Below are 12,909 nucleotides of genomic sequence, written 5' to 3'. Positions count from 1 at the left end.
ACGCATGATGAAGAAGCTGCTCACCCCCCTGGCCATGGCGGCCCTGCTGGCCGCCGCTGGCGGCGCCCAGGCGCAGACGGTCCTCAAGATCGGCTACGCCACCTCGCCCACGTCGCACTACGGCGTGGGCTCCACGGTGTTCTGCGAAGAGATCGAGAAGGGCACCAGCGGTCGCTACAAGTGCCAGCAGTTCCCCAACTCGGCCCTCGGCGGCGAGCGCGAGCAGATCGAGGCCGTGCAACTCGGCACGCAGGACCTGGTGAACACCTCCACCGGCCCGCTGGGCAACTTCGTGCCCGAGGTCAAGATCGTCGACATCCCCTTCCTGTTCCGCGACTACGACCACGCGCGCAAGGTGATGGACGGCCCCATCGGCCAAGACCTGAGCAAGAAGATGGAAGCCAAGGGCCTGGTCAACCTGGCCTGGACGGAGAACGGTTTCCGCCACATGACCAACAGCAAGCGGGCCATCAACCAGGCCAGCGACGCGGCCGGCCTGAAGATGCGCACCATGGAGAACAAGGTGCACATGGACGGCTACAAGACCTTCGGCATCCTGCCCACGCCCATGCCCTTCCCCGAGCTGTTCACCGCGCTGCAGCAGGGCACCGTGGACGGCCAGGAGAACCCGATCCCCGTGATCCTGTCGTCCAAGTTCTCGCAGGTGCAGAAGCACCTCTCGCTCACCGGCCACGTGTACTCGCCGGCCGCGCTGATCCTCTCGCCCGCCGTGTGGGGCAAGCTGTCGGCCGACGACAAGAAGGTCTTCCTGGAGGCCGGCAAGAAGGCCGCCGCCGCGCAGCGCAAGAAAGTCAACGACGACGAGGACAGCGGCATCGCCCTGCTCGAGAAGGACGGCATGCAGGTGGTCAAGAAGGTCAACGGCGAGAGCTTCCGCAAGGCTGTGGCGCCCGCCTACGCTGGCTACGCCAAGGAGTTCGGCGCCGACAAGATCGCCGCGATTCAGAACGTCAAGTAAGTACCCCCCGCGCCGGCCCACTCACGTGGGCCGTCACCCCCCAGGGGGCGATGCCTGCGGACCGGCAAAGCCGGATCCGCGGCATCCTGGGTTGCGCGCTTGCACTCGAAGGTTCTCTCATGAAAACGCTCTTTTTGCGGCTCGACCGTGCGCTCACGGGCTTGTGCCTCAGCGTGGCCTGTCTGCTGCTCGCGCTCATCTCCTGCCTCGGCATGTGGCAGGTCACCAGCCGCTTCGTGCTCTCGCAGCCCTCCACCTGGACGGAGGAGTCCATGCGCCGCCTGCTCATCTGGATGGTGATGCTGGGCGTGGTGGCCGCGCTGCGCCAGGGTGCGCTGGTGTCCGTGGACCTGATGCTGCGCCTGTCGCGCGGCGCCTGGCACCGCACGGTGCGCTGGATCATCACCCTCGTCAACCTGAGCTTCCTCGGCGTGCTCATCTGGTTCGGCATCGACCTCGTCACGCGCGTGCGTTTCCAGACCTTCGCCAGCATGGAGCTCTCCATGGGCTGGGCCTACTCGGCGCTGCCGGTGGGCGCCGCATTGGGCGTGATCGCCGTCATCGCGCACCACATCGATCCCAAGAACGAAGAACTCGCCACCGCGCAATAAAAGAATGAAAGAGACGAGGCGTTCGCCATGACCTTCACCCTGCTCTTCACCATGCTGCTGGGCTTCGCCCTCAGCATCTCCATCGCCGTCGCCATCGGCGGCTCGGCCATCCTGGGCCTGGCGCTGTTCGACGGCGACAAGCTCATCCTCGTGCCCAAGGAGATGTTCAGCGCGATCGACAAATTCCCGCTCGCCGCCATCCCCTTCTTCATCCTCGCGGGCAACCTCATGGAAACGGGCGGCATCTCGCGCCGCCTGGTCAACTTCGCCAAGTCGCTGGTGGGCGGCGTGCAGGGCGGCCTGCCCATGACCTGCGTGCTCACCTGCATGATCTTCGCGGCGGTGTCGGGCTCATCCGTCGCCACCACCTTCGCCATCGGCTCCATCCTCATCCCCGCGCTCGTCAAGCACGGCTACCCGGTGGGCTACGCGGCCTCGCTGCAAGCCACCTCGGCCGAACTCGGCGTGGTGATCCCGCCCTCCATTCCCATGATCCTCTTCGGCGTGGCCGCCGAGGTCTCCATCGGCGAGCTGTTCATCGCTGGCGTGGTGCCGGGCCTGCTCATCGGCGGCGCGCTCATGCTGTTCGTGCACCTGTGGTGCCGCTTCAAGGGCCTGGGCAAGAACGACGGCGACGGGCGCCTGCCGGTGGGCCGCGCCACGCTGGAGGCGGGCTGGGCGCTGCTCATGCCGGTGATCATCCTCGGCGGCATCTACGGCGGCGTGTTCACGCCCACCGAGGCTTCGGTGGTGGCCGTGTTCTACGCGCTGCTCGTGGGCCTGGGCATCCACCGCGAACTGAGCTTCAAAGATCTGATGCCGGTGCTGCGCAAGTCGGTCATCTCCAGCGCGGTGATCATGTTCATCATCGCCAACGCGGGCCTCTTCGCCTTCCTCATCACGCGCGCCGGCATCCCGGACGCGATCGGCCTCTGGCTGAAAGACGTGCTGCAGTCGCCCATGTGGTTCCTGCTCGGCGTGAACGCGGCGCTGTTCGTCATCGGCATGTTCATCGAGACCTCGGCCGCCATCATCGTGCTGGCGCCCATCCTGGTGCCGGTGGCCGTGTTCTTCGGCATCGACCCGGTGCACTTCGGGATGATCATGGTGGTGAACCTGGCCATGGGCATGATCACCCCGCCCTTCGGCGTGAACCTGTTCGCCGCCGCCACCGTGGCGCGCATTTCGCTGGACCGCATGATCGGCCACCTGCTGCCCTTCGTGCTGGTCATCATCGGCTGCCTGGCCGTCATCACCTACGTTCCCTCGCTGTCGCTCACGCTGCGCGACATCGTGTTCAACAAGACGCCCGCCGTGGCGCCGATCGGGCCCGCGCCCGCCATCGGCCCGCAGTGAAGGAGGCCCGCTCATGGCACAACACTTCATCGACAACCGCTTCGTTCGTGGCGCCTCGGGCCAGACCCTGCCCGTCATCGACCCGGCCGACGGCCAGCCTTACGACACCCTCGAACGCGGCAACGCCGCCGACGTGGACACCGCCGTGCAGGCCGCGCGCCGCTGTCTGGAAGGCCCGTGGGCACGCCTCACCGCGGCCGAGCGCGGGCGCCTGCTCATGAAGCTCAGCGCCAAGGTAGCCGAGCACGCGGACGAACTCGCCGCCATCGAACAGCGCGACTGCGGCAAGCCCACGAAGCAGGCCCGGGCCGACGCCCTGGCCCTGGTGCGCTACTTCGAGTTCTACGCCGGCGCGGGCGACAAGCTGCACGGCCACACCATTCCCTACCTGGACGGCTACAGCGTGCTCACCTGGCACGAGCCGCACGGCGTCACCGGCCACGTGATCCCCTGGAACTACCCGATGCAGATCTTCGGGCGCAGCGTGGGCGGTGCGCTGGCGGCGGGCAACGTGTGCGTGGTCAAGCCGTCGGAGGACGCCTGCCTGTCGCTGCTGCGCGTGGCCGAACTCGCGGCCGAGGTGGGCTTCCCCGCGGGCGCCATCAACATCGTCACCGGCTACGGGCACGAGGTGGGCGACGCGCTTGCGCGCCACCCCGGCATCGACCACATCAGCTTCACCGGCAGCCCGCGCGTGGGCACGCTGATCCAGCAGGCCGCGGCCGAGCGGCACTGCCCCGTGACGCTGGAGCTGGGCGGCAAAGGCCCACAGATCGTCTTCGACGACGCCGACGTCGACGCGGCCCTGCCCTTCATCATCAACGCCATCGTGCAGAACAGCGGGCAGACCTGCAGCGCCGGCTCGCGCCTGCTGGTGCAGCGCAAGCTGTACGAGCCGCTGCTGCAGCGCCTGGGCGAGGCCTTCAAGGGCCTGCGCGCCGGCCCACCCACGATGGACCTGGACCTCGGCCCCTTGATCCGCGAGACGCAGCAGCAGCGCGTGCGCGGCTTCCTCGATGAGGTCAAGCGCGACGGCCTGAGCATCGTTGCCCAGGGCCAGATCGACCCCGCCGCCGACGCCAAGGGCTACTACGCCGCGCCCACCCTGGTGCGCGACGTGCCGCCGCAGCACCGCCTGGCGCAGGAAGAGGTCTTCGGCCCCGTGCTCGCGGCCATGGCCTTCGACGATGAAGACGAGGCCGTGCGACTGGCCAACGGCACGTCCTTCGGCCTGGTGGCCGGCGTGTGGACGCGCGACGGCGCGCGCCAGCTGCGCATGGCGCACCGCGTGAAGGCCGGCCAGGTGTTCATCAACAACTACGGCGCGGGAGGCGGCGTGGAGCTGCCCTTCGGCGGCGTCAAGTCCAGCGGCTACGGCCGCGAAAAAGGCTTCGAGGCCCTGCTGGGCTTCACCACCCTCAAGACCGTGGCCATCCGCCACGGCTGATCCCACACGACAACGGAGACCCATCGCATGCGAGTGAAAGACAAGTCCATCATCGTCACCGGCGCGGGCGGCGGCATCGGCGAGGGCATTGCCCACCGCCTGGCCGAAGAAGGCGCGCAGGTCATCGTCAACGACGTCAATACCCAAGGCGGCGAGCGCGTGGTCGCCGACATCACCGCCAAGGGCGGGCGCGCCAGCTTCTTTGCCGCCGACGTGACGCGCTCGGCCGACGTGAAGGCCCTGGTGCAGGCCGCCGTGGACCGCCACGGCCGCCTGGACGCCATGGTCAACAACGCCGGCTGGACGCACAAGAACCAGCCCGCGCTGGACGTGAGCGAGGAAGAGTTCGACCGCTGCTACGCAGTCAACGTCAAGAGCATCTACCTGTCGGCCCTGCACGCGGTGCCGGTGTTCCGCGCCAACGGCGGCGGCGCCTTCATCAACATCGCCTCCACCGCCGGCGTGCGCCCGCGCCCGGGCCTCACCTGGTACAACGGCTCCAAGGGCGCGGTCATCGTCACCAGCAAGTCGCTCGCGGCCGAGTTCGGCGCCGACAACATCCGCGTGAACTGCGTCAACCCGGTGATGAACCCCTTCACCGGCCTGGGCGCGTCCTTCGCGGGCGGCGAGCTCACCGACGAGCGCCTGGCCAAGTTCCGCAGCACCATCCCCCTGGGCCGCTTTTCCACCCCCGAGGACGTGGCCAACGCGGTGCTGTACCTCGCCAGCGACGAAGCCGCATTCATTTCCGGGGTTTGCCTGGAGGTGGACGGCGCCCGCTGCGTTTGACCCACAATCGGGGGATGTCCGAACGGGTCATCCCCCTCATCGACCAGCGCCTGCACCGGCGCGCCGCCACCGTGCCGGCGCAGGCCGTGGCGCCCACCGGCCTGCTGGGCGACGCGCTGGGCCGCCCGCTGCGCGACCTGCGCATCAGCGTGACGGACCGCTGCAACTTCCGTTGCAGCTACTGCATGCCCAAGGAAGTCTTCGACAAGGACTACCAGTACCTGCCGCACGGCGCCCTGCTCAGCTTCGAGGAGATCACCCGCGTGGCGCGCGTGTTCGCCGCGCACGGCGTGCAGAAGATCCGACTCACCGGCGGCGAACCGCTGCTGCGCAAGAACCTGGAGATCCTGGTCGAACAGCTCGCGGCGCTTCGCACCACCGAGGGTCTGCCACTCGATCTGACGCTGACCACCAACGGCTCACTGCTCACACGCAAAGCCAAGGCGCTCAAGGCCGCGGGCCTGCAGCGCGTGACCGTCAGCCTGGACGGCCTGGACGACACCGTCTTCCGTGCCATGAACGACGTGGACTTCCCCGTGGCCGAGGTGCTCGCCGGCATCGAGGCCGCGCAGGCCGCGGGCCTGGGACCGATCAAGGTCAACATGGTCGTAAAGAAGGGCACCAACGACGACCAGATCCTGCCCATGGCGCGCCACTTCAAGGGCACGGGCATCGTGCTGCGCTTCATCGAGTACATGGACGTAGGCGCCACCAACGGCTGGCGCATGGACGAGGTGCTGCCCAGCGCCGAGCTCATCGAACGCCTGCAGCGCGAACTGCCCCTGGTGCCGCTGGACCCCACGGCCCCTGGCGAGACCGCCGAGCGCTGGGCCTACGCCGATGGCTCGGGCGAGATCGGCGTCATCAGCAGCGTCACACAGGCCTTCTGCGGCGACTGCAACCGCGCGCGCCTGTCCACCGAAGGCCAGCTCTACCTCTGCCTGTTCGCCACCGAAGGCCACGACCTGCGCCACCTCATCCGCGGCGGCGCCAGCGACGCCGAACTGGCCAGCGCCATCGGCGCCATCTGGCAAGGCCGCGACGACCGCTACTCTCAACTGCGCGCCTCGCTGCCGCCCGAGACGGGCGAGGGCAAGCGGCGCGTCGAGATGAGTTACATCGGCGGCTAGCCTTCTTCATCCAATGATCCAAGCCAGAGAAATCACGGGACTGGTCCTGGCCGGCGGCCGGGGCTCGCGCATGGGCGGGGCCGACAAGGGCCTGCAGAAGTTCAACGGCACGCCGCTGGCACTGCACGCGTTGATGCGCCTGCAGATGCAGGAAGGCCAGCACATCGGCGAGCTGATGATCAACGCCAACCGCAACCTCGGCGCCTACGAGGCGTTCGGGGTGCCGGTGTGGCCCGACACGCTGAGCGACTACGCGGGCCCGCTCGCGGGTTTCCTCACCGGCCTGGAGCGCGCCGAAACGCCCTTCCTGCTGACCGTGCCCTGCGACACGCCGCGCTTTCCCTTGGACCTGGCGCAGCGCCTGGCCGAGGCCTTCGACGACCCGGACACCGAGATCGCCATGGCCAGCGCACCCGAGAACGGCAGCGCGCCGCGCGCGCAGCCGGTGTTCAGCCTCATGCGCGTGGAGCTGCTGGAGAGCCTGGTGGCCTTTACCCAGGCCGGCGGCCGCAAGATCGACCGCTGGACGGACCAGCACCGCACCGTGCTCGTGCCCTTCGACCGCCCCGGCGACGACCCGCAAGCCTTCTTCAACACCAATACGCTGGACGAACTGCACGCGCTGGAGCAGGTTCGGCCATGAAAACCATCGAACAGATCGCGGCCGAGCTGCAGGGCTACGACCCGAAGGCCCTGCCGGCCGACCAGGTCAACGCCTTCCTCGCGCGGCTCGTGGAGCCCATCAGCGAGTCGGAAGACGTCGGCATCTTCGATGCCCTCGGTCGCGTGCTGGCGGAGGACGTGGTCTCGCCCATCAGCGTGCCGCCGCACGACAACTCGGCCATGGACGGCTTCGCTTTCGACGGCGCGGCGCTCGGCGAATCGCCGCTGGTGCTGAGCAACCTGGGCACGGCCTTTGCCGGCAAGGCCTGGGCCGGCCGCGTGGGCGCCGGCGAGTGCCTGAAGATCATGACCGGCGCCATCATGCCGACCGGCCTGGACACGGTGGTACCCATCGAGTTCGTGAAGGTGGATGGCGACACCGTCACGGTACCGTCCGGCGTGGTGAAGCCCGGCGACAACCGCCGCTTTGCCGGCGAAGACCTGATGGCCGGCCAGCCGGCACTGCGTCGCGGCCAGACCGTGGGCCCGGCCGCTCTCGGCCTCATCGCCAGCCTCGGCCTGCCCACGGTGCGCGTGGTGCGCCGCGCGCGCGTGGCCTACTTCTCCACCGGCGACGAGATCCTGAGCCTGGGCGAGGCGCCGCGCGAGGGCGCGGTGTACGACAGCAACCGCTACACCGTCTTCGGCCTGCTCACGCGCCTGGGCGTGGAAGTCATCGACATGGGCGTGATCCCCGACGAGCCCGTGCGCCTGGAAGCCGCGTTCCGCGAGGCCGCGGCGCGCGCCGACGCCATCATCACCAGCGGCGGCGTGAGCATGGGCGAGGCCGACCACACCAAGGCCATGATGAAGCAGCTGGGCGACGTGGCGTTCTGGCGCATCGCGATGCGCCCGGGCCGGTCGATGGCGGTGGGGCGCATCAGCGAAAAGGGCAAGTCGGCCGTGCTTTTTGGCTTGCCGGGCAACCCGGTGGCGGTGATGGTGACCTTCCTCGCCTTCGTGCGGCCCGCCCTTCAACGCCTCATGGGCGCGGAGGCGACGCCACCGGTGCTGCTGCAGGCGAAGAGCGGTGAGGCCATGCGCAAGAAGCCGGGCCGCACGGAATACCAGCGCGGCACCGTCACGCGCGAAGCGGACGGTACGCTGGTGGCGCGCACCACGGGCAACCAGGGCTCGGGTGTGCTCAGTTCCATGGTGCAGGCCAACGGGCTCATCGTGCTGCGGCACGAGCAGGGGAACGTGGCGGTGGGCGATGCCGTCGAGGTGATGTTGTTCGACGGGGTGGTCTGAGAAGACTGTCTCCGGTTGGTCCGGTCGTCGGTGATCGGGTGTCCGGCTCCGCGACTGTCCCCCGGAGCGGATCGCTGGCGCGCTCCGCTCCTCCTCCTTTATGTCGCTGCGCCGGACACCCGATCACCGACGACCTCGTTGGCACTCGGTCTGTTGGTGCGCAACCGTGTGGGCAGCTCGCGGACGCTGGGTGCGCTGCGCAGCGAAATAAAGGAGGAGGACGGCGCAGCCGTCCGGGGGACATTCGCGGAGCAGCGCACCCAGTGGCCGCGAGCTTCGCGAAGCAGAGGCCCGAAAGCCCCCGCAACACACAGTCACTTCGCCGGGATCACGTCCTGGGGAGCGTGACGGCCGCCCTCCTCGTGCATCACCGGATGCGCCGACTCCCCCGCCTTGCGCCGCGACAGCAGCGTGTACATCGTCGGCACCACGAAGATGGTGAGCAGCGTGCCCACCGACATGCCCCCCACGATCACCCAGCCGATCTGCTGGCGGCTCTCAGCCCCCGCGCCCGTGGCCAGCGCCAGCGGGATCGCCCCCAGCACCATCGCCCCCGTGGTCATCAGGATGGGCCGCAGCCGCAGGCCCGCCGCCCGCTTCACCGCGTCAAGCTTTTCAAGCCCCTGCTCGCGCAACTGGTTGGAGAACTCCACGATCAGGATGCCGTGCTTGGTGATCAGCCCCACGAGCGTGATCAGCCCGATCTGACTGAACACGTTGAGCGTGCCCCCCGACAACTTGAGCGCCAGCAGCGCGCCCATCATCGACAGAGGCACCGACAGCAGGATGATGAAAGGATCGACAAAGCTCTCGAACTGCGCCGACAGCACCAGGAAAATGAACAGCAGCGACAGCACGAACACCAGCGCCAGCGATCCGGAGGCATTGCGGAATTCGCGGCTCTGGCCATTGAGGTCGGTGGCGTACCCCACGGGCAGGATCTCACCCGCCGTGCGCTCCATGAAATCCAGCGCCTCGCCCAATGAATAGTCGGGCGCCACGTTGGCCGTGATCGACGCACTGCGGCGTTGGCCGAAGTGGTTCAGCTCGCGCGGCACCACCACCTCGCGCGTGGTGATCAGCGAGGCCAGCGGAATCATCGCGTCGCCGCGCCCGCGCACGAACAGGCGGTCGATGTCCTCGGGCGTGCTGCGGTTGGCCGAGACGGTCTGCACCACCACGTCGTACTGTTCCCCGTCGCGCTTGTAGCGCGTGACGATGCGCCCACCCAGCATGGTCTCCACGGTGCGCGCGATCGTGTCGACGCTCACGCCCATGTCGGCGGCGCGCTCGCGGTCCACGTCCATGCGGATCTCGGGCTTGTTCAGGCGCAGGTCGGTGTCCACCTGCACCAGGCCCGGGTTCTGCGCCATGCGGTCCTGGAACTGGCGCACCACGTTCGACAGGTTCTCGTAGCTGTCGTTGGTGACGATGATGAAGTTGACCGGACGCTCGCGAAAGCCCTGGCCCAGCGAGGGTGGCGTGATCGGATAGGCGCTGATGCCCGGCAGCGCCGCCATGCGCGGCGCCAGTGTGCGCGCGATCTCCATGGTGGTGCGCTCGCGATCTTCCCAGGCCTTGCCGCGCATGGTGACGCTGCCCTGCGCCACCGAGGGATTGCCCACCACCGCGAAGATGCGGTCGAACTCGGGCTGCTCGCGCGCCATCTGTTCGATCGCGTTGACGTAGCGGCGCGTGTAGGCCAGGGTAGCGCCGTCGGGGCCGTTGATGTTGGCCAGCACCACGCCGCGGTCCTCCATGGGCGCGAGTTCGGAGCGCGTGGTGCTCAGCAGCCACCAGCTCGCGCCGGCGCTGGCCAACATCACGCCCACCACCAGCCAGCGCACGTTCAGCGACAGGCCCAGCAGGCGGTCGTACCCGTTGTTGACGCGCACCAGCACACGCTCCATGAAACGGTCGAAGCGGCTGGGCTTGTCCACGTGGCGCAGCAGCTTGGAGCACATCATGGGCGAGAGCGTGAGCGCCACAAAGCCCGACACCACCACCGCGCCGGCCAGCGCCAGCGCGAACTCGGCGAACAGCCGGCCGGTGCGCCCGGGCGTGAAGGCCAGCGGCGCGTACACCGCCGCCAGCGTGAGCGTCATGGCGACGATGGCGAAGCCGATCTCTCGCGCGCCCTTGATGGCCGCGTCGAAGGGCTTCATGCCCTCTTCGATGTGGCGGTAGATGTTCTCCAGCATCACGATGGCATCGTCCACCACCAGGCCGATGGCCAGCACCAGCGCCAGCAAGGTGAGCGTGTTGATGGAGAAGCCGAACAGGCCCATCAACGCGAAGGAGCCGATCAGGCTCACCGGGATGGTGATCAGTGGAATGACCGAGGCGCGCAGCGTGCGCAGGAAGACGAAGATCACCAGGGCCACGAGCACCACGGCTTCGGCGATGGTGGTGTAGACCGCCTTGATGGAGCGGTCGATGAAGATGGAGTTGTCGTTGGCCACCTCGATGCTCACGCCGGGGGGCAGCTCCTCGACGATGCGCGGCAGCATCTGCTGCACCGCCGCCGAGAGCTCCAGCGGGTTGGCCGTGGCCTGGCGGATCACGCCGAGCGAGAGCGCGTCGCGGCCGTTGTAGCGCACGGACACGCGCTCGTCCTGCGGCCCTTCTTCCACGCGCGCCACGTCGCCGATGCGGATGGTCTGGCCGTTGATGGTGCGGATGCCGATGGCACGGAACTGCTCGGGCGTCTGCACGTCGGTGGCGGCCGTGACGTTGAACTCGCGCTGCGAACTTTCGATGCGCCCGGCCGGCACCTCCAGGTTGGAGCGGCGCAGCGCGTCCTCCACGTCCTGCGTGGTGAGGTTGTAGGCCGCGAGCCGGTCCGGGTCGAGCCAGACGCGCATGGAGAAGCGCCGCTCGCCATAGATGCGCACGTCGGCGGCGCCGGGCGCGGTCTGCAGGCGCGGCTTGATGAGGCGGTTGGCCAGGTCGCTGAGCTGCAACTGCGAGACGGTGTCCGAGTTGAGCGCGAGCCAGATGACCGGCGTGGCGTCGGCCTCGACCTTGGCGATGGTGGGTTCGTCCACGTCATCGGGCAGGCGCTGGCGCACGCGGCTGACCTTGTCGCGCACGTCGGCGGCGGCGGAGTCGGGGTCGCGCTCGAGCTTGAAGCGCACCGTGATCTGGCTCTGCTCCTGCCGGCTGATGGAGGTGATGATGTCCACGCCCTCGATGCCGGCGAGCGAGTCCTCGAGCACCTTGGTGACCTGGGACTCGATCACCTCGCTGGAGGCGCCGCCGAAGCGGGTGGTGACGGTGACGGTGGGCTCATCGATGCGCGGGTACTCGCGCACGGTGAGGTTGTTGAACGAGACCAGGCCCACCAGCAGGATGAGCAGCGACAGCACGGTGGCGAACACCGGGCGGCGAATGGCGACTTCGGGCAGTTGCATGCGGGCCTCCGGTGGCGATCGGGCGGTGGCGTCAGTTGGCGGCGGCCGCCGCCGCCACATCGACCACACGCACCACTGTGCCGTCGCGCTGCAGGCGCTGCTGGCCAGCCACCACCACGGTGTCGCCGGCTTTCAGACCCTGGGTGATCTGCACGTCGGCACCGCGGCGCACGCCCAGGGTCACTTCCACGCGGCGCGAGGTGCGCTTGCGCGCGTCGCCCTGGCCCTGCTCGTCGATCACGTAGACGTACTGGCGCTCGCCCTGCGGCACCAGGGCTTCCTCGGGCACCACCAGGGCCTTGTCGTCCACCGAGAACACGATCAGCACGCGAGCGAACATGCCGGGGCGCAGGTCCTGGCCAGGGGCGGCCGGCATTTCGGCGCGCACAGAGATGGAGCGGCCGTTGGCGTCGAGCAGCGGGTCGACCGCGAGCACGCGGGCCTGGTAGCGCTGGCCGGGCAGCGCGTCGAGCTGAACCTGCACGGTCTGGCCGGGGGCGATGCGGTTCTGGTAGCGCTCGGGCAGGCGGAAGTCCACCGTGAGCTTGGAGGTGTCTTCCAGGTTGACGAGCTCGTCGCCGTCCTTCACGTACTGGCCGAGGTTGATGCTGCGCAGGCCCAGGGTGCCGTCGAAGGGGGCGGTGATGCGCATGCGCTGCAGCCTGGCCTCGGCCAGGGCCACCTGAGCCTCGGCCACCTGCAGGGCGGCGCGGCTTTCGTCCACCACGCGCGCGGCCACGAAGCTCTGGGCCAGCAGCTCTTCATTGCGCTTGAGGTTGGCGCGCGCGATGGAGAGTTGGGCCGAGGCCTGGCTCAGTTCCGCGCGCTGCAGGGTGTCGTCGAGCTGCACCAGCAGCGCGCCGCGCTTGACGGCCTGACCGTCGGCGAAGGCGATGCGGGCCACGCGGCCCGCCGTCTCGGGCTTGAGGGTGACGGCCTGGCGCGAGCGCAGGGAGCCCACGGCCTGGGCGTCGTCCTGCAGGCGCGCCGTCTTGACGGCGGCGATCTCAACGGTGACCGGACCGGCCCCACCCCCGGACCGCGGCGCGGAGGCCGCGTCGGCCGAGCCGGAGACGCCGCTGGCCCGTGGTTGCTGCTGCCACCACCAGGCGCCGCCCAGCGCCAGTGCCAGGCCGAGCACCGCCAGCCAGACCGTTGATTTGGGTTTCGCCATGAAGACTCCGCTCGAATGCCGCCGTCAGCTACCGCCGTCGGATAACAGTTTCCATGCCAACAATCCTCGCATTGTGCAGTCCGAATGTGTACGGTT

The 12,909-nt window shown here is 68.8% G+C and carries 10 protein-coding genes; 8 read left to right on the top strand and 2 right to left on the bottom strand.

Going from position 1 to position 12,909, the window contains the following annotated elements; translation table 11 throughout:
• The first annotated feature begins 4 nt into the window (after positions 1-4).
• The 8 genes from BN948_RS16055 (at position 5) to moeA (ending at position 8,226) form a co-directional block, all read left to right on the top strand.
• Positions 5-979 carry a TRAP transporter substrate-binding protein gene (locus BN948_RS16055; RefSeq protein WP_009519554.1) on the top strand — a complete coding sequence of 325 codons (975 nt, stop codon included), beginning with the start codon at positions 5-7 and terminating at the stop codon, positions 977-979.
• Positions 980-1,098: 119 nt separating this feature from the next.
• Positions 1,099-1,590, top strand: a complete 492-nt coding sequence (locus tag BN948_RS16050; protein WP_009519553.1) for a TRAP transporter small permease — start codon at positions 1,099-1,101, stop codon at positions 1,588-1,590.
• Between the two features lie 27 nt (positions 1,591-1,617).
• Positions 1,618-2,946, top strand: a complete 1,329-nt coding sequence (locus BN948_RS16045; protein WP_009519552.1) for a TRAP transporter large permease — start codon at positions 1,618-1,620, stop codon at positions 2,944-2,946.
• Between the two features lie 13 nt (positions 2,947-2,959).
• Entirely contained in the window at positions 2,960-4,393 is a 1,434-nt protein-coding gene (locus BN948_RS16040; RefSeq protein ID WP_009519551.1) for an aldehyde dehydrogenase family protein, read from the top strand.
• A 27-nt stretch (positions 4,394-4,420) separates the two neighbouring features.
• On the top strand, positions 4,421-5,182 hold the full coding sequence (locus tag BN948_RS16035; protein WP_009519550.1) for an SDR family oxidoreductase: 762 nt from the start codon (positions 4,421-4,423) through the stop codon (positions 5,180-5,182).
• Positions 5,183-5,196: 14 nt separating this feature from the next.
• Positions 5,197-6,312: a GTP 3',8-cyclase MoaA gene (gene moaA, locus BN948_RS16030; protein WP_009519549.1), complete on the top strand. Its 1,116-nt coding sequence runs from the start codon at positions 5,197-5,199 to the stop codon at positions 6,310-6,312.
• 13 nt (positions 6,313-6,325) lie between these two features.
• Positions 6,326-6,955 (top strand): molybdenum cofactor guanylyltransferase MobA, encoded by a 630-nt coding sequence (gene mobA / locus BN948_RS16025; RefSeq protein ID WP_009519548.1) that lies wholly within the window; start codon positions 6,326-6,328, stop codon positions 6,953-6,955.
• Entirely contained in the window at positions 6,952-8,226 is a 1,275-nt protein-coding gene (gene moeA / locus BN948_RS16020; RefSeq protein WP_009519547.1) for a molybdopterin molybdotransferase MoeA, read from the top strand. Before mobA ends, moeA begins: the two co-directional genes overlap by 4 nt.
• 314 nt (positions 8,227-8,540) lie before the next feature.
• Here the strand turns inward: moeA and BN948_RS16015 are convergent, their stop codons facing one another.
• Entirely contained in the window at positions 8,541-11,639 is a 3,099-nt protein-coding gene (locus BN948_RS16015) for an efflux RND transporter permease subunit (protein WP_009520500.1), read from the bottom strand.
• A 31-nt stretch (positions 11,640-11,670) separates the two neighbouring features.
• Positions 11,671-12,813, bottom strand: coding sequence for an efflux RND transporter periplasmic adaptor subunit (locus BN948_RS16010; RefSeq protein WP_009520499.1), 1,143 nt, complete (start codon positions 12,811-12,813; stop codon positions 11,671-11,673).
• Between the last annotated feature and the right edge of the window lie 96 nt (positions 12,814-12,909).

It is taken from the genome of Hydrogenophaga intermedia (genome assembly GCF_000723405.1).
Classification (GTDB): Bacteria; Pseudomonadota; Gammaproteobacteria; order Burkholderiales; family Burkholderiaceae_C; genus Hydrogenophaga; species Hydrogenophaga intermedia.
This window is presented reverse-complemented; position numbering and strand designations above follow the sequence as displayed.